The following is a 22,178-nucleotide window of genomic DNA, read 5'->3' on the forward strand; positions in this document are numbered from 1 at the left end:
TTAATCATACATGTGTGATTTGTGATCAAGAGAAGAATAGAGGCATTCATCTTTATACGAAATTCATATGCTTAGATTGTGAGAGAAAAGTAATTTCTACATCAACTTCTGATCCTGACTATGCGTTTTACGTAAAAAAACTAAAGAGCATTCATACACCGCCATTATATTCATAGACCTGAAAAGGTCTTTTTTTGTACTCTTAATAATAAAAAGAAGATGAAACTTGTTTAAGGATTGAACGTAGTAGATAATAATATTAAAACTGAGTATAGACACAGGAGTCGATTATCTCATGCATAGATTTTTTCACTTTTTAATGTGGAGTTTAACTAGCAGTGCGACTTTTGTTTTCATAGGAATATTGAGCTTTTTTGGTTTAAACCAGTCGCTTTTTTTATCTATTGTTTATGGGCTTGCTTCTGGAGCAGCCGTATATATAGCTGGCATCTGGAATGCAAGACGGTTATTTCTTAAAAAGCATGAATTGACAGGAAGAGAGTATGCTTACATTAAGAAAAACTTAGAGGAAGCAAGGCAGAAAATGGTCCGTCTTAGGAAAGCCTTGTTTCAGGCTAAAAGCATTCAAATGTTTAAGCAAAATGCAGAAATGCTAAGGATTGTGAGAAGGATTTATCTCCTCACCAAAAAAGAGCCAAAGCGGTTTTATCAGGCAGAACGATTTTTTTATCAAACTCTCGATTCGGTTGTTGAATTGACAGAGAAGTATGCTTTTCTATCATCTCACCCAAAAAAAAGCAAAGAACTGTCGATGTCGTTAAGTGAGACACGCATCACTCTTACTGAATTGACCAAGCGTTTAGAGGAAGATTTAACTCAAGTAATGGGTGATGACATTGACGAGTTGCACTTTGAATTAGACGCAGCAAAACATTCATTAAAGAAATAAGGGAAGAGGGTAAGAGCGATGAACCGAGACCAAAGCGACCTTCATATAGATGAATTATTGGCAGATCCTTTTGGTGGTAACATAGAGATACCAGGTTCGGAGGCTGTAAAAGCAGAGAAAGAGCAAGTACGGCTTGTTGATGTTCTTCCTGAGGAAAACAAGGAAAAAGCAATTCAGCTTGCTGGACAGATTGATCATAAAAATATGCAAAGCATTGTCTTATACGGTTCACAAGCTCAATCTAAACTGCTGAACTTTTCTCATGATATGATTAATCATGTTCAAAAGAAGGATGTCGGGGAGATTGGCGAAATACTTGGAGAGCTGATGAAAAAGCTGGAGCAAGTAAATCCTGATGATCTCCAATCTAAGAAAAAGGGTTTTTTGGCACGCATGTTTGGAAGAGTATCAAGTTCTCTTCAAGAGGTGCTGTCTAAATACCAAAAGACCAGTGTGCAGATAGACAAAATCAGCTTGAAGCTGGAGCACTCTAAAAATGCTTTAATCAGTGACAACAAGCTGTTAGAGCAGTTATATGAAAAAAATAAAGAATATTTTGCCGCGCTGAATGTTTATATTGCTGCAGGAGAACTGAAGCTGGAGGAATTAAAAACAAAAACGATTCCTGAACTGAAGCAACAGGCTGAATCGAGTGATCATAACCAAATGGCCGTTCAAGAGGTGAATGATTTAATTCAATTTGCTGACCGGTTAGATAAAAGGGTGCATGATTTGCTGCTGAGCAGGCAAATTACAATCCAAAGTGCACCGCAAATCAGGCTGATTCAAAATACAAACCAAGCGTTAGCTGAAAAGATTCAGTCATCCATTGTGACAGCGATTCCGTTATGGAAAAATCAAGTTGCCATTGCACTGACGCTTTTAAGGCAGCGCAATGCAGTGGATGCACAGCAGAAAGTATCTGATACAACCAATGAGCTTTTGCTGAAAAATGCGGAGCTTTTAAAAACCAATACAATTGAAACTGTACGAGCAAATGAACGAGGCCTTGTTGATATAGATACCTTAAAAAAGGTGCAGGAAAGCTTAATAAGCACGCTTGAAGAAACACTGACTATACAAGAAGAAGGACGAATCAAACGCCGTCAGGCAGAAGAAGAGCTGATGATGATGGAAGGCGACCTAAAGCAAAAGCTGCTTACAATAAAGGAAAGATAGTTACCAGTAAGTCTGGCTTTAAGTTCTGTCAGAGGAACGATATAATAAGGTGTAAGAAGACACATTCAAAGGATTGTTTTCATGAACACACCTTTATATAAAGCATTAATTCAACATGCGAGAAGAAATTCTCATTCATTTCATGTTCCGGGACATCACAATGGAGATGTCTTTTTTGATGACGCTAAGTCAATATTCGATCCGCTTCTCACCATTGATGTAACTGAACTGGCAGGACTGGATGATCTCCATCATCCTTCTGGGGTGATTAAGGAAGCTCAGGAGCTTGCCAGTCAATTATATGGATCGGCGGAAAGTTTTTTTCTGGTAAATGGTACGACTGTCGGAAACTTAGCGATGATTTTATCTGTTTGTGAACCTGGTGATACAATTCTGGTTCAAAGAAACTGTCATAAGTCTGTATTTCATGCTGTTGATTTGTCCGGTGCTGAGCCGGTTTATCTTGCTCCTGACGTTGATTCAGCGATGCATGTGCCTACGCATGTTCCGCTTGGAACAATTAAAGAGGCCTTGGCAGCATATCCAGATGCGAAAGGCTTGGTACTGACCAATCCGACATATTACGGACATAGTGCTGATTTGACTGAGATCATTACTGAAGCCCATCATTACGGGATTCCTGTTTTGGTCGATGAAGCGCATGGCGCACATTTTATTTTAGGTGAGCCTTTTCCGGTCTCAGCTTTAAAAATGGGGGCAGATATTGTTGTTCAGTCGGCCCACAAAACGTTGCCTGCCATGACGATGGGTTCTTATTTGCATCTCAACAGCAGCTGCAGGATTAACAGGGATCGGGTGGCAGAGTATTTAAACCGATTACAAAGCAGCAGCCCGTCTTATCCGATTATGGCTTCGTTAGATATTGCCCGCGCTTATGTACAGCATATTATAGAAGAACAAAAGCTTTCTGACATTCTGCAGCGGATAGAAACACTTAAACAAACGTTTGATTCACTTACAAATGCAGAAGCTGTTAACCCTGCTAATCCACTGATCATCACGGATCCGCTAAAGCTCACAATTCGTTCAAAACGCGGGCATTCTGGCTATACGCTGCAAAGCATATTAGAGCGTGCCAACATATTCACTGAGCTTGCTGATGAAAATCAAGTTCTGCTCGTTCTCCCATTGGGGGGAAAACGGAGAATAAATGCTGAAACCATTAGAAGCATTGATGAAGAGATTGAGAAAACGCCTCCGGATCAGGCGTTTGTTTCTGCAGAATGGGGAGTGCAGCCTGTTACTGTCTTGCCTTATCCAAAAAAGGTCTTACATTCGTTTAAGAAAGAATATGTGGACTTTGAGGAAGCAGCTGGCCGGCTGAATGCAGAAGATATCATCCCTTATCCTCCGGGTATCCCGATGATTATGGCGGGAGAAAGAATAACAAAAGAAAGTGTGCAAAAGCTCAGCCGCTTGATCAGCATGAAAACGCATGTTCAAGGGAATATGAAAATCAAAGAGAAACAACTACTTGTTTATATAGAAGAGGAGAAATCATGAGCGGTTTATTTATTACATTCGAAGGTCCTGAAGGTGCAGGAAAAACGACTGTTCTGCAGGAGATCAAAAACATACTGACAGCAGAAGGCCTTCAGGTTATGGCAACTCGAGAGCCAGGCGGAATAGATATTGCAGAACAAATTCGAGAGGTTATTCTGAATGAGAACAATACATTAATGGACCCAAAAACAGAAGCTCTCTTATATGCGGCTGCAAGACGCCAGCATTTAGTTGAAAAAGTAAAACCTGCTTTAGAACAGGGGTTTATCGTTCTTTGCGACAGATTCATAGACAGTTCTCTTGCGTATCAAGGATATGCAAGAGGGCTTGGAATTGATGAGGTTCTGTCCATTAATGAATTTGCCATTGGAGATATGATGCCCCATGTAACGGTTTATTTTTCAATTGATCCGGAAGAAGGACTGAAGCGTATTTACGCAAACGGCTCACGGGAGAAAAACAGGCTCGATTTAGAGAAACTGGACTTTCATACAAAAGTACAGGAGGGTTATCAAGAGCTGATGAAGAGATTTCCGGAAAGATTTCATTCAGTTGATGCCGGGCAATCCAAAGACCTCGTCGTTCAGGATGTTCTAAATGTGATCGATGAAGCGTTGAAAAAAATTCAATTGTGACCTGTTTCCCAATAGTTGATATAATAATGTAAACGAGATCACGTTGTTTCCAATCTAAAGGAGGCCTTCACAGATGAAATTGATAGTGGCAGTTGTACAAGATCAGGACAGCAACAGACTTTTGAAAACCTTAACGGATCACAACTTCAGAGTCACAAAGCTTGCGACGACAGGAGGATTTCTTAAATCAGGCAATACAACGTTTATGATCGGTGTCGAGGATATACGCGTCAATAAAGCGTTGAGTCTCATTAAAGAAAACGGGCAGAAACGTGATCAAATGATTGCCCCTGTATCTCCAATGGGCGGAAATGCTGATTCCTATGTCCCTTATCCAGTCGAAGTTGAAGTTGGCGGAGCGACAGTATTTGTCCTTCCAGTCGATGAATTTCATCAATTTTAAGGATCTGAAACTGTGAAAATTAATAAAGATATACGTACATTTATAGATAATAAGCAGATTCCCTCTGTGAAAACATCTGAGATCACAGCATCGTTTAAAACATCAATGGAAAACCAAAGCAGCAAAATGAAGCTTGATCAGCTTACCAGGCTGTTATCTGATATAGAGGCATTCGGAAAAAGGCTAACGAAATCTCGGAATTTTAAAGACTTAGCGAGATTTAAAGGACTTGTGAAACGTTTTGTCAAAGAAGCTGTGGACAGCGGTCTTTCACATGAAACATCGAAAAGCTTTGACCTTTATGGGAACAGCAGAACGCTGGGGCTTGTGAAAGAAATAGATGACAAATTGATACAGCTTACGGAAGAGATGATGGATCAGGAAAAACCGGCAATAGATTTGCTGGAGCGTATTGGCGAAATAAAAGGTTTATTAATTAACCTTTACACATAGAGAGTGATACAATGGCAATATCCTGGAAGGAAATGAACGAGCTTCAGCCCAGAGTGATGAAGCTTTTATATAATAGTATTGAGAAGGACAGACTATCACACGCTTATTTGTTTGAGGGGAAAAAAGGAACAGGCAAGCTTGATGCCGCGCTGCTTCTTGCAAAAAGCTTCTTTTGTCTGGAGGATGGCGCCGAGCCTTGTGAGAGCTGTCGAAACTGTAAACGGATAGAGTCAGGGAACCATCCTGATCTCCATCTTGTTCAGCCTGATGGCTTATCAATCAAAAAGGCGCAAATTCAAGCGCTCCAAGAAGAGTTTTCTAAGACAGGACTTGAATCGCATAAAAAGCTGTATATTATTTCGCACGCAGATCAAATGACAGCAAATGCGGCGAACAGCCTGCTGAAATTTTTAGAAGAACCGAACAAAGACACAATGGCCGTCCTCATCACTGAGCAGCCCCAAAGGTTATTGGATACCATTATTTCAAGATGCCAAACCCTTCCTTTTCAGCCTTTGCAACCGAAAGCAATTGAAGACAGACTGATCGAACAGGACGTCTCGCCTCATATGGCAAGGCTTCTGGCCAACATGACTAATAATGTAGCAGAAGCAGTCGAATTAAGTCGAAATGATGAGTTTGCAGAGTCTAGAGCGAAAGTGATAAAATTGTATGAAGTCCTACACCAGCGGAAAGGACATGCTTTTTTCTTTATTCAAGATCAATGGATGCCCTTTTTCAAAGAAAAAACCCATCAAGAAATGGGTCTTGATATGCTCTTATTGATATATCGTGATGTGTTGTCCATCCAAATAGGAAATGAAGATAAATTGATTTATCAAGACTTATTCCAATCAATAAAACAGCATGCGCTACAATCAACACAACAAAGCGTTACGAATCAGATACTTGCTGTTTTAGAAGCAAAGAAACGGCTTCATTCCAATGTGAATGTACAAGGATTAATGGAGCACTTGGTGTTAATGTTGCAGGAGGGATAAGCTTGTACAATGTAATTGGTGTCCGCTTTAAGAAAGCGGGTAAAATATATTATTTTGATCCGAATGGATTTCATATAGAACATGACAGCTGCGTAATTGTAGAAACTGTCAGAGGCGTTGAGTACGGCCAGGTCGTAATTGCAAATAAACAGGTGGATGAGCATGATGTGGTGCTTCCCCTTCGAAAAGTGATACGTGTGGCTGACGAGCGCGATCTTCTCATTGTAGAAGAAAATAAACAGGAAGCACTATCAGCATTTGATATCTGCCAAAAGAAAGTGATTGAGCATGGCTTGGATATGAAGCTGGTCGATGTTGAATTCACGTTTGATCGCAATAAAGTCATTTTTTACTTCACTGCTGACGGCCGAGTCGACTTTAGAGAGCTTGTAAAGGATTTGGCTTCTATCTTTAAGACAAGAATTGAGCTGCGCCAAATCGGAGTGAGGGATGAGGCAAAAATGCTCGGAGGAATCGGTCCTTGCGGAAGAATGCTTTGCTGTTCAACGTTTCTTGGAGATTTTGAACCCGTTTCCATTAAAATGGCCAAGGATCAGAACTTGTCTTTAAATCCTACGAAGATTTCGGGTCTTTGCGGACGATTGATGTGCTGTCTAAAATATGAGAACGATGAGTATGAGACGGCAAAAGAACAGCTTCCGGATATAGGAGAAATGATTACGACAGCAAACGGTCCCGCGAAGGTCGTCGGACTAAATATTCTGGAACGGGTGCTTCAGGTGGAACTGATAAACCGTGAAAAAGTGATAGAATATACTTGGGAAGAGCTCTTGGAAGAGGGCGTCGTATCCGCACAAACCACAGATTAACGAGGTGTGGAACCTTGGATAAAAAAGAGTTATTTGATACAGTCATTAACTTAGAAGAACAAATTGGCTCACTGTACCGGCAGCTGGGGGATTTGAAGCAGCATATCGGTGAGATGATTGAGGAAAATCATCATTTACAGCTTGAAAACAAGCATTTGCGCAAACGGCTGGACGATACGACGCAACAGATTGAAAAGTTCAAAGCTGATAAAAAAGAATCAAAAACACAGAAGACAGAGCAAACTGATATAGGGGAAGGATATGATAATCTGGCACGTCTGTATCAAGAAGGATTTCATATCTGCAATGTCCACTATGGAAGTGTTCGAAAAGAGGATTGTCTTTTCTGTCTGTCATTCTTAAATAAAAAATAGGGAAAAGGCTTCCGCATAAGACGGGAGCCTTTTTCAAAGGTACTGAAAGGATAAGAAGATGGTTTCATTACATGATGATGAAAGATTAGACTATTTGCTGGCAGAGGACATGAAAATCATACAAAGCCCAACAGTGTTTGCTTTTTCGTTGGACGCTGTGCTTCTGTCCAAATTTGCGTACGTTCCGATTCAAAAAGGGAAAATTGTTGATTTATGCACCGGCAATGGTATTGTGCCGCTGCTGCTCAGTACAAGATCAAAAGCAGACATTCTGGGAGTCGAAATTCAAGAACGGCTGCATGATATGGCTGTTCGCAGCGTGGAGTATAATAAGCTGGACGATCAGATCCAGATCATACATGATGACCTGAAAAACATGCCGGAGAAACTTGGGCATAATCGATATGATGTTGTCACCTGCAATCCGCCGTATTTTAAAACGCCGAAACAAACTGAACAAAACATGAACGAGCATCTCCGAATCGCAAGACATGAAATCCACTGTACACTGGAGGATGTCATTTCAGTCAGCAGCAAGCTGCTCAAGCAAGGGGGAAAAGCAGCTCTTGTTCACCGGCCGGGAAGGCTTCTGGAGATTTTTGAACTGATGAAGGCTTATCAAATCGAGCCGAAACGTGTACAATTTGTCTATCCGAAGCAAGGGAAAGAAGCCAATACCATTCTGGTTGAAGGTATCAAAGGCGGGCGCCCAGATTTGAAAATTCTTCCTCCCTTATTCGTTTATGATGAACAAAATGAATATACAAAAGAAATCAGGACCATTTTATATGGAGACAAATAACCATTTCTTCTACGTCGTGAAATGTAAGGACAATAGCTGGTATGCCGGATATACCAACGATCTGCATAAACGAGTGAAAACGCACAATGATGGAAAGGGCGCAAAGTACACAAAAGTAAGACGTCCGGTTGAATTAATTTTTGCCGAGAGCTTTTCAACAAAGCGGGAAGCTATGCAGGCGGAATATTATTTCAAAAAACTAACTCGGAAGAAAAAAGAGCTTTATATAGAAGAAAAGCGGAACAGCAAGGAGGCTGTATATGTTAAGGCGCCAAATGAGCTTTAATGGAAAGTCGGACATGGGGATTCTTTACTTGGTCCCAACCCCAATCGGAAATTTAGAGGATATGACATTCCGGGCGATCGACACGCTGAAATCAGTGGATGCGATTGCTGCGGAAGATACGAGGCAAACGAAAAAGCTTTGTCATGTATATGAAATTGAAACACCGCTCGTCAGCTATCACGAACACAATAAAGAAAGCAGTGGGCACAAAATTATTGAATGGCTAAAATCGGGAAAAAACATTGCTCTTGTCAGTGATGCCGGTCTGCCGACGATTTCTGATCCCGGAGCGGAAATTGTAAAGGATTTTACGGATATAGGCGGTTATGTTGTTCCGTTGCCGGGAGCAAATGCTGCATTAACAGCTCTTATTGCTTCAGGTATTGTACCGCAGCCTTTTTTCTTTTACGGTTTTCTCAACAGACAGAAAAAAGAAAAGAAGAAGGAGCTTGAAGCCCTTAAAAAACGGCGGGAAACGATCATTTTTTATGAAGCGCCTCACAGATTGAAGGAAACCTTGTCAGCGATGGCAGAGATATTAGGAGATCGGGAAATTGCTGTAACACGTGAACTCACTAAGAAATATGAAGAGTTTATCCGAGGAACCATATCTGAGGTCATTGGATGGGCAAACGAGGATCAGATACGCGGCGAGTTTTGTCTTGTCGTAGAAGGAAGTAATAATGAAGAGGTAGATGAGGAAGAACAATGGTGGGAAACCCTCACTGCGAAAGAACATGTCGAGCATTACATCTCGAAAGGCGCTACGTCTAAAGAAGCCATTAAAAAAGCAGCAGTCGATCGCAATGTACCAAAGCGTGAAGTGTACGATGCTTACCATATTAAGCAATAAAAAAACGTTCTTGTGTCATAACAAGAACGTTTTTTGTACAAGAAATGATTATTTAAGGTTTTGAAGCTGGTTTTGGATTTCGCTGATGATTTGCTCAGCGCCTTCTTTACTAAGAACCAATTTACCGCCTGCAAGTTTAAGGTTATCATCAGAAACTTCACCAGTTACTTGGCAAGTCATGTTTGGTTTATATTTTTTAAGGATGATTTTTTCATCATCAACATAGATTTCAAGAGCATCTTTTTCTGCGATTCCAAGAGTACGACGCAGTTCGATAGGAATAACTACACGTCCTAATTCATCAACTTTACGTACAATACCAGTAGATTTCATAAACATTCTCCTCCCAAGAGATACTTATTTGTTTAAATTATATTTTTCTTCGTCATTATTCGACAAAATCCTTACCTTCATAGCATAACAAGGTTTCCAATAATCGTCAATCATTTTGTTTACTATTGATTGTAAGAATTAGTTCTTATAGTCAGTAATGTCTTAGAAACTACCGAAATAACAGCATTTTATAAATATTTAATAAAGCTATTATCCTACTAAAAATCCTTTTAAATCAAGACTTTCGAACCAAAGTTTTTTATTTCATTTGATTATATACGACAAAATTCGACACGAACAGACTTTTTTTATTTTCATTAAAGATTTTTAATTTTAATTATTCTTTTTCAGGGCGTATGTATATATTCTTGATCTTAAAGGCTAAGATGGTATCATAGATAAAGGATAAATATAAATAATATTCATATATGATTTGCACTTATCGCCGCTCTCGTCCTTTGGGCGGGAGCTTTTTGACATTCTGATTAGGAGGTTTCAAGATGCCGCAAGAAAACAATACATTTTACATTACAACACCGATTTATTATCCGAGCGGAAAATTACATATCGGCCATGCATATACGACAGTCGCGGGAGATGCAATGGCACGTTACAAAAGATTAAAAGGGTTCGATGTTCGCTATTTAACGGGAACGGACGAGCATGGACAAAAGATCCAGCAAAAAGCTGAACAGGAAAACATTACACCTCAGGAGTATGTGGATCGTGCAGCGGCAGATATTCAAAAACTGTGGAAGCAGCTTGAAATCTCAAACGACGACTTTATCCGCACGACAGAAAAACGGCATAAAGTTGTCATTGAAAAAGTGTTTCAAAAGCTTCTTGATAACGGGGACATCTATCTTGATGAGTATGAAGGCTGGTACAGCATCCCTGATGAAACGTTCTACACGGAAACTCAGCTCGTTGATATTGAGCGGAATGAAAAGGGAGAGGTCATCGGCGGAAAAAGCCCTGACAGCGGTCACCCAGTTGAATTGATCAAAGAGGAATCTTATTTCTTCCGCATGGGGAAATACGCGGATCGACTTCTGAAATACTATGAAGAAAACCCGACATTCATTCAGCCAGAATCACGCAAAAACGAAATGATTAATAACTTTATCAAACCTGGACTTGAGGATTTGGCAGTATCACGTACCACTTTTGATTGGGGCGTGAAGGTGCCGGAAAATCCAAAGCATGTTGTATATGTTTGGATTGACGCACTATTTAACTATTTAACGGCACTCGGTTATGATACAGAAAATGATGAGCTTTATCAAAAATATTGGCCTGCCGATGTTCATTTAGTCGGTAAGGAGATTGTACGATTCCATACTATTTACTGGCCAATTATGCTGATGGCGCTGGATCTTCCGCTGCCAAAGCAAGTATTCGCGCATGGATGGCTTTTGATGAAAGACGGAAAAATGTCGAAATCTAAAGGAAACGTTGTAGATCCGGTTACATTAATTGAACGCTATGGTTTAGACGAACTTCGCTATTACTTGCTTCGCGAAGTGCCGTTCGGATCAGACGGTGTTTTCACGCCGGAAGGATTTGTTGAGCGAATCAACTATGATTTAGCGAATGATTTAGGAAATCTATTGAATCGTACTGTTGCGATGATCAATAAGTATTTTGACGGACAAATTGGTTCTTACAAAGGTGCTGTTACGGAATTTGACCAAACGCTCACTTCTGTTGCTGAAGAAACAGTGAAAGCTTATGAGAAAGCAATGGAAAATATGGAGTTCTCGGTAGCACTTTCGACTTTATGGCAGCTCATCAGCCGCACAAACAAATACATTGACGAGACAGCTCCATGGGTGCTTGCGAAAGATCCGGCAAAAGAAGAAGAATTGCGATCAGTTATGTATCATCTCGCTGAATCATTGCGTATTTCAGCGGTACTGCTTCAGCCATTCTTAACAAAAACACCTGAAAAAATGTTCGAGCAGCTGGGCATTACTGATGAATCTTTAAAAGCTTGGGACAGCATTACAACTTTCGGCCAGCTGAAAGATACAAAAGTACAAAAAGGCGATCCATTGTTCCCTCGTTTAGAGGCAGAAGAAGAAATTGCTTACATCAAAGAGAAAATGCAAGGTTCGGCACCAGCGAAAGAAGAAACAAAAGAAGAAGAGCCGCAAGAGGTCGATCGTTTACCTGAAATTACGATTGATCAATTTATGGATGTAGAGCTTCGCGTAGCTGAGGTCATTGAGGCAGAACCAGTGAAAAAAGCAGACCGTTTATTGAAGCTGCAGCTTGATCTTGGTTTTGAAAAGCGCCAAGTGGTATCCGGCATTGCGAAGCATTATACGCCTGAAGAGCTTGTTGGAAAAAAACTCGTTTGTGTAACAAATCTAAAACCGGTTAAACTCAGAGGAGAGCTTTCTCAAGGTATGATCCTTGCAGGAGAAGCAGACGGCGTTTTAAAGGTCGTATCTATCGATCAGTCGTTACCAAAAGGCACAAGAATTAAATAATGATAAACAAAAGGTGTTTCACGTGTAACAATTCGTCGAACACCTTTTGTGTTTCGACAAGAAAGGAGTTTTTCACTTATGTTGTTTGACACTCACGCGCATTTAAATGCAGAACAATATGATACTGATCTTGAAGAGGTTATTGAACGGGCAAAAGCTGAAAAAGTTGAACGAATTGTCGTAGTTGGTTTTGACCGTCCGACGATTACCCGTGCGATGGAAATGATTGAGGAATATGATTTTATTTATGCAGCCATTGGCTGGCACCCTGTTGACGCTATTGACATGACAGAGGAAGACTTAGCGTGGATTAAAGAGCTTTCTGCTCATGAGAAAGTGGTAGCGATAGGGGAAATGGGACTGGATTATCATTGGGATAAATCACCTAAAGATATTCAAAAAGAGGTGTTTAGAAAACAAATCGCCTTAGCGAAAGAGGTCAATTTGCCTATTATCATTCATAACCGTGATGCAACGGAGGATGTCGTGACCATTTTGAAAGAGGAAGGCGCAGAAGCTGTGGGCGGAATCATGCACTGCTTTACAGGAAGTGCGGAAGTGGCAAGAGAATGCATGAAAATGAATTTTTATTTATCATTTGGGGGACCGGTGACATTTAAAAATGCGAAGAAACCGAAGGAAGTAGTGAAGGAAATTCCCAATGACCGGCTGCTGATTGAAACGGACTGCCCGTTTCTCACACCGCACCCTTTCCGCGGGAAAAGAAATGAGCCAAGCTATGTGAAATATGTGGCAGAACAAATCGCCGAATTAAAAGAAATGACCTTTGAAGAGATTGCTTCCATCACGACTGAAAATGCGAAAAGACTTTTCCGTATAAACTGACAAAAAACGCTAGCGGGTTTTGTAAGAGCTTGTCCCTTACAGCGTTTTTCTATAAAAGTTCTACATGCTTTCTTCTCCTCATAGGATAGGTTTGTCGACAAGTCTTTCTTCCGTTTCTCAGTGTATTTCAGGATAATGAAGAGGACACTGAGCTTTTGGGAGAAAGAGAAGGGAGGGTTGACAGCCTTTTAGATACTCTATATAATCTCTCCGAGGAGAAGGAGGCGTTTTTCATCACACAAAAAATGAAAAAGCTGTTTTCCGTAAAGCTTAGCAAAAGCAAAGTCATTCTGGTTGCTGCTTGTTTGCTTTTGGCAGGAAGCGGGACTGCGTACGCGGCTCATGAGCTGACGAAACAATCAGTCTCAGTTTCTATCAATGGCAAAAAGAAACATATACGCACACATGCAAATACAGTCGGTGATCTTTTGGAGACGCTTGATATAAAGACAAGAGACGAAGACAAGATCACACCTGCTAAACAGACAAAGATAACAGCAGACATGGACGTTGTGTATGAGGCTGCAAAACCTGTGAAGCTTACAATAAACGGGGAAGAAAAGACGTTATGGTCAACAGCAAAAACGGTCGGTGCATTACTGGACGAACAAGATGTTGATGTGAAAGAACAAGATCAAATTGATCCCGCAATAGATACAGATATTTCGAAAGACATGAAGATTAACATAGAGCCCGCATTTCAGGTTACTGTGAATGATGCAGGGAAACAAAAGAAGATCTGGACGACTTCGACTACGGTCGCTGACTTTTTAAAACAGCAAAAGATGAACATAAAAGACGAAGATAAAATCAAGCCTGCGTTAGATGCAAAGCTGACGAAAGGAAAGGCTGATATTACAATTACTCGTATCGAAAAGGTCACCGATGTAGTTGAAGAGAAGATTGCGTTCGATGTGAAAAAGCAAGAAGACGCTTCTCTTGAAAAAGGGAAAGAAAAGGTCGTCCAAAAAGGAAAAGAAGGCAAGCTAAAAAAACATTTCGAAGTCGTTAAAGAAAACGGTAAAGAAGTGTCCAGAGAGCTTGTAAAAGAAGAAACAGCTGAACAAAGCAAAGATAAAGTGATTGCTGTCGGCACAAAGCAAAGCAGTCCAAAATTTGAAACGGTCAGTGCTTCAGGTGATTCAAAAACAGTTGTGTCCCGCAGCAATGAATCAACAGGCAAAGTCATGACTGTATCATCTACGGCTTATACGGCAAGCTGCAGCGGTTGTTCAGGACATACAGCGACAGGCGTCAATTTAAAAAATAATCCGAATGCCAAAGTCATCGCTGTGGATCCAAATGTCATTCCGCTAGGCTCCAAAGTCCACGTGGAAGGCTATGGATATGCCATTGCTGCAGATACCGGTTCAGCGATTAAAGGGAACAAGATAGACGTCTTTTTCCCAGAGAAATCATCGGCGTACCGATGGGGAAATAAAACAGTCAAAATTAAAATCTTAAATTAGTATATACTTATGTATTCAGAGGGTTTTGCGCCCTCTGTTTTTTTCGTTATAATAGACAAAGTGCATTTTCTGCTTATTAGACGCTCGATATAAGAAAAAGTTTCATGAATATACAAAAGTTTTTATTTTGTCTTGGAGGAAATAATGAAAATTAAAGAGATCATTGTGGTCGAGGGGCGTGACGATACGGCCCGCATCAAATTGGCTGTTGATGCAGACACAATTGAAACAAATGGTTCAGCCATCGATGATCATGTGATTGACCAAATCCGTTTGGCCCAGAAGACGAGAGGCGTCATTATTTTAACGGATCCGGACTTTCCGGGAGAGAAGATTCGCAAAACCATCTCAGAGGCTGTACCCGGCTGTAAGCATGCATTTTTGCCAAAACATCTTGCCAAACCTAAAAACAAGCGGGGAATTGGTGTGGAGCATGCATCGGTTGAAAGCATTAGGGCATGTTTAGAAAATGTGCATGAGGAGATGGAAGCGCAGCCGAGTGACATTTCAGCTGAGGATTTGATTCATGCCGGACTAATAGGCGGGCCTGCGGCCAAATGCCGCCGGGAACGACTGGGTGATCTGTTGAAAATCGGCTATACAAATGGCAAACAGCTTCAAAAACGGCTGCAAATGTTTCAAATTAAAAAAAGTGATTTTATGAGTGCGCTCGATACCGTTATGCGGGAGGAACAGAATGAATAAAGATATTGCGACACCGATTAGAACGAAAGAGATACTGAAGAAATACGGTTTTTCTTTTAAAAAGAGCTTAGGACAGAATTTCTTAATTGATACGAACATTTTAAACAGAATTGTTGATCACGCGGAAGTGACGGAGAAAACAGGTGTCATTGAAATCGGCCCGGGAATCGGGGCTTTAACCGAACAGCTTGCCAAGCGGGCGAAAAAGGTCGTGGCATTTGAGATTGACCAGCGATTATTGCCGATTCTGAAGGATACACTGTCACCTTACGAAAATGTCACTGTCATTCATCAGGACGTGTTAAAGGCTGATGTCAAATCAGTCATTGAAGAACAATTTCAAGATTGTGATGAGATCATGGTAGTTGCCAACCTTCCTTATTACGTAACAACACCGATTATCATGAAACTGCTTGAAGAACATCTTCCGCTGAAAGGGATTGTGGTTATGCTGCAAAAAGAAGTGGCTGAGCGCATGGCGGCTGATCCTTCATCTAAGGAATACGGCTCGCTTTCAATCGCGGTGCAGTTTTATACAGAAGCCAAAACGGTGATGATCGTCCCGAAAACCGTATTTGTTCCTCAGCCTAATGTCGATTCCGCAGTCATTCGTCTGATTCTCCGAGACGGCCCGGCAGTGGACGTGGAAAACGAATCCTTTTTCTTTCAGCTCATCAAGGCAAGCTTTGCACAGCGCCGTAAAACGCTGCTCAATAACTTAGTTAACAATCTGCCTGAAGGAAAAGCACAAAAATCAACGATTGAACAAGTGCTCGAAGAAACAAATATTGACGGTAAGCGCCGAGGTGAATCCCTGTCTATTGAGGAATTCGCAGCGCTGTCTAACGGATTGTATAAAGCCCTTTTCTAAAAGGGCTTTTTGTTTTGCGCACCACATGGACTGCCGCTACATAGGCTAGAGAAGGACCTTTCATTCAATGATAAGAAAAAACTTGGACTCAGCGAAAAAAGGCGCTTTCTCAAGGCTCTTTCTTTCATGATGAGGCTTAGTCTATGTGTGGAGTGAGGAACGTGCAATTTCAAATAGGGGATATGGTAGCCAGAAAATCCTATCAGATGGATGTTTTGTTTCGAATTATAGGAATAGAGCAAACAAGCAAAGGAAATTCAATTGCCATTTTGCATGGAGATGAAGTCAGGCTGATTGCTGATTCGGATTTTTCTGATCTGGTGGCAGTGAAAAAGGATGAGCAGATGATGCGGAAAAAGAAAGATGAGAGCAGAATGAATGAGTCGCTCGAATTGCTCCGCCAAGATTATAAGCTGCTCAGAGAAAAGCAGGAGTACTATGCGACAAGCCAATATCAGCATCAGGAGCATTATTTCCATATGCCGGGCAAAGTGCTTCATCTGGATGGTGACGAAGCATATCTGAAAAAATGCCTGAATGTCTATAAAAAAATTGGAGTGCCGGTCTATGGCATCCATTGCCATGAAAAGAAAATGTCTGCTTCTATTGAAGAATTGCTCGACAAATATCGACCTGATATCCTGGTGATCACAGGGCATGATGCGTATTCGAAGCAAAAGGGCGGCATTGATGATTTGAATGCGTACAGACATTCTAAGCACTTTGTTGAAACTGTTCAAACAGCCCGAAAAAAGATCCCTCACTTAGATCAGCTTGTTATTTTTGCGGGGGCCTGCCAATCCCATTTTGAATCACTCATCAGAGCGGGTGCGAATTTTGCAAGTTCACCGTCAAGAGTCAATATTCATGCGCTTGATCCGGTATATATCGTCGCGAAGATCAGCTTTACGCCGTTTATGGAACGGATTAATGTATGGGAAGTGCTCCGTAATACGCTGACAAGAGAGAAAGGGCTTGGAGGTATTGAAACAAGAGGAGTTCTGAGAATTGGTATGCCTTATAAGTCCAATTAACAGTTGAAAACCTGCATAGGAGAGCTATGCGGGTTTTTTATTTTACATAATGATACATAATTTACCGAAACTTGCGGAACATAATTGAGGAATCATAGAATTTTGTCAAAATAATTTTATTGACAACGTCTTATTAACGTTGATATAATTTAAATTTTATTTGACAAAAATGGGCTCGTGTTGTACAATAAATGTAGTGAGGTGGATGCAATGGCGAAGACGTTGTCCGATATTAAAAGATCGCTTGATGGGAATTTAGGTAAAAGGCTGACGTTAAAAGCAAACGGTGGCCGCCGAAAAACGATTGAGCGTTCGGGCATTTTAGCTGAGACGTACCCTTCTGTTTTTGTGATACAACTAGATCAAGACGAGAACTCGTTTGAAAGAGTTTCATACAGTTATGCTGATATTTTGACTGAGACTGTTGAGCTGACATTTAATGATGACGCCGCAAGCTCAGTGGCATTTTAACGGGCAGTGAACCTTTTGTTTACTGCTTTTTGTTTTGCCCTTTTTTGGTTTCCAGTAATTTAAACGAAAGTTCCATCTGATTTAACAAAAGATAAAACAGTCACATATTATCGTGACGTGCACGAATGGCTATCACTTCTAAAAAAGGGGTTGTTTCGTTTGGGCAGACGTCGTGGAGTTATGTCAGATGAGTTTAAATATGAGCTGGCTAAAGACCTTGGTTTTTATGACACAGTAAAAAATGGCGGCTGGGGCGAAATTCGGGCTCGCGATGCCGGTAACATGGTAAAGCGCGCTATAGAAATCGCCGAACAGCAAATGGCTCAGAATCAGAATAACCGATAAGGATGTGACCCGGGGGACGTGCTGTTCCCTGGTTTTTTTATTTTGGATATAAATACATAATGGGCTGAATATGGATATGTTCATCCTGTACTTCAAATGTGATACAATGTTCATACTTATGTTTAGATGGAGAAGTAGGTGAAAGCTATGCGTATTTTAGAAAAAGCGCCAGCTAAGATCAATCTGTCACTTGACGTCACCCGAAAACGCCCGGATGGCTATCATGAAGTCGAAATGATCATGACGACAATTGATTTAGCTGATCGAATTGAATTGACGGAGCTTGCAGAGGATGAAGTGAGGGTCTCCTCCCACAACCGATTTGTGCCTGATGACCAAAGAAACTTAGCTTATCAGGCTGCCAAGCTGATCAAGGACAGATACAACGTGAAAAAGGGAGTTTCCATCATGATTACGAAGGTAATTCCGGTGGCTGCCGGTCTTGCCGGCGGAAGCAGTGATGCGGCGGCGACGCTCAGAGGGCTGAACAGACTGTGGAATTTAAATCTGTCCGCGGAAACGCTTGCTGAGCTTGGAGCGGAAATTGGCTCTGACGTTTCATTTTGTGTCTATGGCGGAACTGCATTAGCAACAGGGCGCGGCGAGAAAATTAAACATATCAGCACGCCTCCGCACTGCTGGGTCATTTTAGCGAAGCCGACAATCGGTGTTTCAACTGCTGAAGTGTACAGAGCGCTGAAACTGGATGGTATAGAGCATCCCGATGTACAAGGCATGATCGAGGCGATAGAAGAAAAGAGTTTTCAGAAGATGTGCAGCCGGTTAGGCAATGTGCTTGAATCTGTTACACTCGATATGCATCCTGAAGTTGCGATGATCAAAAACCAGATGAAACGCTTTGGTGCAGATGCCGTGTTAATGAGCGGGAGCGGCCCGACAGTGTTTGGACTGGTTCAGTATGAGTCGAAGGTGCAGAGAATTTATAACGGGTTAAGAGGCTTCTGCGATCAAGTTTATGCGGTGAGAATGATCGGCGAACAGAACGCTCTTGATTAAATCCGTATGTTAAGTTATATTGATCTTAAAATATTCGGATTTTGGGGGTAAGTTCATGAAGTTTCGTCGCAGCGGCAGATTGGTGGACTTAACAAATTATTTGTTAACCCATCCGCACGAGTTAATACCGCTAACCTTTTTCTCTGAGCGGTATGAATCTGCAAAATCATCGATCAGTGAAGATTTAACAATTATTAAACAAACCTTTGAACAGCAGGGGATTGGTACTTTGCTTACTGTTCCCGGAGCTGCCGGAGGCGTTAAATATATTCCGAAAATGAAGCAGGCTGAAGCTGAAGAGTTTGTGCAGACACTTGGACAGTCGCTGGCAAATCCTGAGCGTATCCTTCCGGGCGGTTATGTATATTTAACGGATATCTTAGGAAAGCCATCTGTACTCTCCAAGGTAGGGAAGCTGTTTGCTTCCGTGTTTGCAGAGCGCGAAATTGATGTTGTCATGACCGTTGCCACGAAAGGCATCCCTCTTGCGTATGCAGCTGCAAGCTATTTGAATGTGCCTGTTGTGATCGTTCGTAAAGACAATAAGGTAACAGAGGGCTCCACAGTCAGCATTAATTACGTTTCAGGCTCCTCAAACCGCATTCAAACAATGTCACTTGCGAAAAGAAGCATGAAAACGGGTTCAAACGTACTCATTATTGATGACTTTATGAAAGCAGGCGGCACCATTAATGGTATGATTAACCTGTTGGATGAGTTTAACGCAAATGTGGCAGGAATCGGCGTCTTAGTTGAAGCCGAAGGAGTAGATGAACGTCTTGTTGACGAATATATGTCACTTCTTACTCTTTCAACCATCAACATGAAAGAGAAGTCCATTGAAATTCAGAATGGCAATTTTCTGCGTTTTTTTAAAGACAATCTTTTAAAGAATGGAGAGACAGAATCATGACAAAAGCAGTCCACACAAAACATGCCCCAGCGGCAATCGGGCCTTATTCACAAGGGATTATCGTCAACAATATGTTTTACAGCTCAGGTCAAATCCCTTTGACTCCTTCAGGCGAAATGGTGAACGGCGATATTAAGGAGCAGACTCATCAAGTATTCAGCAATTTAAAGGCGGTTCTGGAAGAAGCGGGTGCTTCTTTTGAAACAGTTGTAAAAGCAACTGTATTTATCGCGGATATGGAACAGTTTGCGGAAGTAAACGAAGTGTACGGACAATACTTTGACACTCACAAACCGGCGAGATCTTGTGTTGAAGTCGCGAGACTCCCGAAGGATGCGTTAGTCGAGATCGAAGTTATTGCACTGGTGAAATAATAAGAAAAGTGATTCTGGGAGAGCCCGGGATCACTTTTTTATTTACCTTATGCCCGAAATGAAAGCTTTATGACCTAATTGTGTAACTATATCCTATTTTTTCAAAAAATATTTTAAAAACGAGCAGGATTTCAGAAAAAATCGTGGAATTGATACACTAATGCTTTTATATAGGGAAAAGGTGGTGAACTACTGTGGAAGTTACTGACGTAAGATTACGCCGCGTGAATACCGATGGTCGCATGAGAGCGATTGCATCCATCACGCTGGATCACGAATTTGTTGTACATGATATTCGTGTGATTGATGGAAACAATGGTCTTTTCGTTGCGATGCCGAGTAAACGCACCCCTGATGGAGAGTTCCGCGATATTGCTCATCCTATTAATTCAAGCACGCGAGGAAAGATTCAAGATGCCGTGTTAAATGAGTATCATCGTCTGGGTGACACTGAAGCATTAGAATTCGAAGAAGCTGGAGCTTCTTAAAAAATAACCAAAAAGCAAGGACTGCTGAAAGGGCTGACATAAGCCTTTTGCCGGCGGTCCTTTTTTAATTCTGATTTTTCAAACTTAGTTGCACTCAATAGAAAATTCTTGCACTTCATGAAGTCTCCTTGAAATCAGAAGATATTTAGGATATATTTTTCTATGGATAAAAGGGATATTGGAGGCCAATAAATGGATAAGCGGTTTGCAGTTGTTTTAGCGGCTGGACAAGGAACGAGAATGAAATCGAAGCTTTATAAAGTCCTTCATCCAGTTTGCGGTAAGCCTATGGTAGAGCACGTCGTGGACGAAGCCTTAAAATTATCTTTATCGAAGCTTGTCACGATTGTTGGACATGGTGCGGAAGATGTGAAAAAGCAGCTTGGTGATAAAAGCGAGTACGCGCTTCAAGCAGAACAGCTTGGCACTGCTCATGCTGTAAAACAGGCGCAGCCATTTCTTGCTGACGAAAAAGGCGTCACAATTGTCATTTGCGGAGATACGCCGCTTTTGACAGCAGAGACGATGGAACAGATGCTGAAAGAACATACACAAAGAGAAGCGAAAGCTACGATTTTAACTGCGGTTGCAGAAGATCCAACCGGATACGGCCGCATTATTCGCAGCGAAAACGGAGCGGTTCAAAAAATCGTTGAGCATAAGGACGCCTCTGAAGAAGAACGTCTTGTAACTGAGATCAACACCGGTACGTATTGTTTTGACAATGAAGCGCTATTTCGGGCTATTGATCAGGTGTCTAATGATAATGCCCAAGGCGAGTATTATTTGCCGGATGTCATAGAGATTCTTAAAAATGAAGGCGAAACTGTTGCCGCTTACCAGACTGGTAATTTCCAAGAAACGCTCGGAGTTAATGATAGAGTTGCTCTTTCTCAGGCAGAACAATTTATGAAAGAGCGTATTAATAAACGGCATATGCAAAATGGCGTGACGTTGATTGACCCGATGAATACGTATATTTCTCCTGACGCTGTTATCGGAAGCGATACTGTGATTTACCCTGGAACTGTGATTAAAGGTGAGGTGCAAATCGGAGAAGATACGATTATTGGCCCTCATACGGAGATTATGAATAGTGCCATTGGCAGCCGTACGGTTATTAAACAATCGGTAGTCAATCACAGTAAAGTGGGGAATGATGTAAACATAGGACCTTTTGCTCACATCAGACCTGATTCTGTCATCGGGAATGAAGTGAAGATCGGGAATTTTGTAGAAATTAAAAAGACTCAATTCGGAGACCGAAGCAAGGCATCTCATCTAAGCTATGTCGGCGATGCTGAGGTAGGCACTGATGTAAACCTGGGCTGCGGTTCAATTACTGTCAATTATGATGGAAAGAATAAGTATTTGACAAAAATTGAAGATGGCGCGTTTATCGGCTGCAATTCCAACTTGGTTGCCCCTGTCACAGTCGGAGAAGGCGCTTATGTGGCGGCAGGTTCAACTGTTACGGAAGATGTACCTGGAAAAGCACTTGCTATTGCCAGAGCGAGACAAGTAAATAAAGACGATTATGTGAAAAATATTCATAAAAAATAATCCT

Annotated in this window: 27 protein-coding genes (1 of these 27 only partly in view); 26 read left to right on the forward strand and 1 reads right to left on the reverse strand. The window is 41.3% G+C overall.

Going from position 1 to position 22,178, the window contains the following annotated elements; genetic code table 11:
- The 13 genes from csfB to rsmI form a co-directional block, all read left to right on the forward strand.
- Nucleotides 1–176, forward strand: the 3' portion of a protein-coding gene (gene csfB / locus NSQ16_RS00180) for an anti-sigma-G factor (protein WP_003243294.1). It extends 19 nt beyond the left edge of the window; only the last 176 of its 195 coding nucleotides appear in the window; its start codon lies beyond the left edge, outside the window; the stop codon is at nucleotides 174–176.
- 119 nt (nucleotides 177–295) lie between these two features.
- Nucleotides 296–910, forward strand: a complete 615-nt coding sequence (locus NSQ16_RS00185; protein ID WP_085187877.1) for a 5-bromo-4-chloroindolyl phosphate hydrolysis family protein — start codon at nucleotides 296–298, stop codon at nucleotides 908–910.
- 18 nt (nucleotides 911–928) lie between these two features.
- Nucleotides 929–2,089, forward strand: a complete 1,161-nt coding sequence (locus NSQ16_RS00190; protein WP_033885427.1) for a toxic anion resistance protein — start codon at nucleotides 929–931, stop codon at nucleotides 2,087–2,089.
- Between the two features lie 81 nt (nucleotides 2,090–2,170).
- Nucleotides 2,171–3,613, forward strand: coding sequence for an aminotransferase class I/II-fold pyridoxal phosphate-dependent enzyme (locus tag NSQ16_RS00195; RefSeq protein ID WP_230488014.1), 1,443 nt, complete (start codon nucleotides 2,171–2,173; stop codon nucleotides 3,611–3,613).
- On the forward strand, nucleotides 3,610–4,248 hold the full coding sequence (tmk, locus tag NSQ16_RS00200) for a dTMP kinase (protein WP_041351138.1): 639 nt from the start codon (nucleotides 3,610–3,612) through the stop codon (nucleotides 4,246–4,248). Before NSQ16_RS00195 ends, tmk begins: the two co-directional genes overlap by 4 nt.
- A 73-nt stretch (nucleotides 4,249–4,321) precedes the next feature.
- Complete coding sequence (darA, locus tag NSQ16_RS00205) at nucleotides 4,322–4,651, forward strand: cyclic di-AMP receptor DarA (RefSeq protein ID WP_003242755.1); 330 nt, start codon at nucleotides 4,322–4,324, stop codon at nucleotides 4,649–4,651.
- 12 nt (nucleotides 4,652–4,663) lie between these two features.
- Nucleotides 4,664–5,104 (forward strand): YaaR family protein, encoded by a 441-nt coding sequence (locus NSQ16_RS00210; RefSeq protein ID WP_009966249.1) that lies wholly within the window; start codon nucleotides 4,664–4,666, stop codon nucleotides 5,102–5,104.
- A gap of 11 nt (nucleotides 5,105–5,115) precedes the next feature.
- The gene (gene holB / locus NSQ16_RS00215) at nucleotides 5,116–6,105 is read left to right on the forward strand and encodes a DNA polymerase III subunit delta' (RefSeq protein WP_003226770.1); all 990 of its coding nucleotides are present in this window, start codon (nucleotides 5,116–5,118) and stop codon (nucleotides 6,103–6,105) included.
- 2 nt (nucleotides 6,106–6,107) lie between these two features.
- The gene (gene ricT, locus NSQ16_RS00220) at nucleotides 6,108–6,935 is read left to right on the forward strand and encodes a competence/sporulation regulator complex protein RicT (RefSeq protein WP_003226767.1); all 828 of its coding nucleotides are present in this window, start codon (nucleotides 6,108–6,110) and stop codon (nucleotides 6,933–6,935) included.
- 14 nt (nucleotides 6,936–6,949) lie between these two features.
- Nucleotides 6,950–7,309, forward strand: coding sequence for a replication initiation-control protein YabA (gene yabA, locus NSQ16_RS00225; RefSeq protein ID WP_003218308.1), 360 nt, complete (start codon nucleotides 6,950–6,952; stop codon nucleotides 7,307–7,309).
- A gap of 58 nt (nucleotides 7,310–7,367) precedes the next feature.
- Nucleotides 7,368–8,111 carry a tRNA1(Val) (adenine(37)-N6)-methyltransferase gene (locus NSQ16_RS00230; protein ID WP_003244526.1) on the forward strand — a complete coding sequence of 248 codons (744 nt, stop codon included), beginning with the start codon at nucleotides 7,368–7,370 and terminating at the stop codon, nucleotides 8,109–8,111.
- On the forward strand, nucleotides 8,098–8,397 hold the full coding sequence (locus tag NSQ16_RS00235) for a GIY-YIG nuclease family protein (protein ID WP_003242983.1): 300 nt from the start codon (nucleotides 8,098–8,100) through the stop codon (nucleotides 8,395–8,397). Before NSQ16_RS00230 ends, NSQ16_RS00235 begins: the two co-directional genes overlap by 14 nt.
- Nucleotides 8,372–9,250, forward strand: a complete 879-nt coding sequence (gene rsmI / locus NSQ16_RS00240; RefSeq protein WP_019712967.1) for a 16S rRNA (cytidine(1402)-2'-O)-methyltransferase — start codon at nucleotides 8,372–8,374, stop codon at nucleotides 9,248–9,250. The genes NSQ16_RS00235 and rsmI overlap by 26 nt, the downstream gene beginning before the upstream one ends.
- A 48-nt stretch (nucleotides 9,251–9,298) precedes the next feature.
- Here rsmI and abrB read toward each other — a convergent pair whose 3' ends face one another.
- The gene (abrB, locus tag NSQ16_RS00245; protein WP_003226760.1) at nucleotides 9,299–9,589 is read right to left on the reverse strand and encodes a transition state genes transcriptional regulator AbrB; all 291 of its coding nucleotides are present in this window, start codon (nucleotides 9,587–9,589) and stop codon (nucleotides 9,299–9,301) included.
- A 494-nt stretch (nucleotides 9,590–10,083) separates the two neighbouring features.
- Here abrB and metG point away from each other — a divergent pair, with 494 nt between their 5' ends.
- From metG to glmU, 13 genes are all read left to right on the forward strand, one after another.
- On the forward strand, nucleotides 10,084–12,078 hold the full coding sequence (gene metG / locus NSQ16_RS00250; RefSeq protein WP_089172433.1) for a methionine--tRNA ligase: 1,995 nt from the start codon (nucleotides 10,084–10,086) through the stop codon (nucleotides 12,076–12,078).
- A gap of 78 nt (nucleotides 12,079–12,156) precedes the next feature.
- Nucleotides 12,157–12,924, forward strand: coding sequence for a TatD family hydrolase (locus NSQ16_RS00255; protein WP_014475570.1), 768 nt, complete (start codon nucleotides 12,157–12,159; stop codon nucleotides 12,922–12,924).
- 155 nt (nucleotides 12,925–13,079) lie between these two features.
- Complete coding sequence (locus tag NSQ16_RS00260; protein WP_003226754.1) at nucleotides 13,080–14,393, forward strand: ubiquitin-like domain-containing protein; 1,314 nt, start codon at nucleotides 13,080–13,082, stop codon at nucleotides 14,391–14,393.
- A gap of 144 nt (nucleotides 14,394–14,537) precedes the next feature.
- Entirely contained in the window at nucleotides 14,538–15,098 is a 561-nt protein-coding gene (rnmV, locus tag NSQ16_RS00265) for a ribonuclease M5 (RefSeq protein WP_003226752.1), read from the forward strand.
- Complete coding sequence (gene rsmA / locus NSQ16_RS00270) at nucleotides 15,091–15,969, forward strand: 16S rRNA (adenine(1518)-N(6)/adenine(1519)-N(6))-dimethyltransferase RsmA (protein ID WP_003226751.1); 879 nt, start codon at nucleotides 15,091–15,093, stop codon at nucleotides 15,967–15,969. The genes rnmV and rsmA overlap by 8 nt, the downstream gene beginning before the upstream one ends.
- Nucleotides 15,970–16,130: 161 nt before the next feature.
- Nucleotides 16,131–17,003, forward strand: a complete 873-nt coding sequence (prtG, locus tag NSQ16_RS00275) for a sporulation-specific protease PrtG (RefSeq protein WP_014475574.1) — start codon at nucleotides 16,131–16,133, stop codon at nucleotides 17,001–17,003.
- Between the two features lie 210 nt (nucleotides 17,004–17,213).
- Complete coding sequence (locus NSQ16_RS00280) at nucleotides 17,214–17,474, forward strand: Veg family protein (protein WP_003218330.1); 261 nt, start codon at nucleotides 17,214–17,216, stop codon at nucleotides 17,472–17,474.
- A gap of 159 nt (nucleotides 17,475–17,633) precedes the next feature.
- The gene (locus tag NSQ16_RS00285) at nucleotides 17,634–17,819 is read left to right on the forward strand and encodes a small, acid-soluble spore protein, alpha/beta type (RefSeq protein ID WP_003218333.1); all 186 of its coding nucleotides are present in this window, start codon (nucleotides 17,634–17,636) and stop codon (nucleotides 17,817–17,819) included.
- Between the two features lie 147 nt (nucleotides 17,820–17,966).
- A complete protein-coding gene (ispE, locus tag NSQ16_RS00290) occupies nucleotides 17,967–18,836 on the forward strand; it encodes a 4-(cytidine 5'-diphospho)-2-C-methyl-D-erythritol kinase (protein ID WP_003226742.1) in 870 nt (289 codons plus the stop codon).
- A gap of 55 nt (nucleotides 18,837–18,891) precedes the next feature.
- Nucleotides 18,892–19,749, forward strand: coding sequence for a pur operon repressor (gene purR, locus NSQ16_RS00295; protein ID WP_003218342.1), 858 nt, complete (start codon nucleotides 18,892–18,894; stop codon nucleotides 19,747–19,749).
- Entirely contained in the window at nucleotides 19,746–20,123 is a 378-nt protein-coding gene (gene ridA / locus NSQ16_RS00300) for a 2-iminobutanoate/2-iminopropanoate deaminase (protein WP_003226738.1), read from the forward strand. The genes purR and ridA overlap by 4 nt, the downstream gene beginning before the upstream one ends.
- Nucleotides 20,124–20,317: 194 nt before the next feature.
- Complete coding sequence (gene spoVG / locus NSQ16_RS00305) at nucleotides 20,318–20,611, forward strand: septation regulator SpoVG (RefSeq protein ID WP_003218346.1); 294 nt, start codon at nucleotides 20,318–20,320, stop codon at nucleotides 20,609–20,611.
- 192 nt (nucleotides 20,612–20,803) lie between these two features.
- Nucleotides 20,804–22,174, forward strand: a complete 1,371-nt coding sequence (gene glmU / locus NSQ16_RS00310) for a bifunctional UDP-N-acetylglucosamine diphosphorylase/glucosamine-1-phosphate N-acetyltransferase GlmU (RefSeq protein ID WP_230488015.1) — start codon at nucleotides 20,804–20,806, stop codon at nucleotides 22,172–22,174.
- Nucleotides 22,175–22,178 lie beyond the last annotated feature (4 nt).

Origin of the sequence: Bacillus sp. PS108 (genome assembly GCF_037963335.1) — a bacterium.
Lineage (GTDB): Bacteria > Bacillota > Bacilli > Bacillales > Bacillaceae > Bacillus > Bacillus subtilis.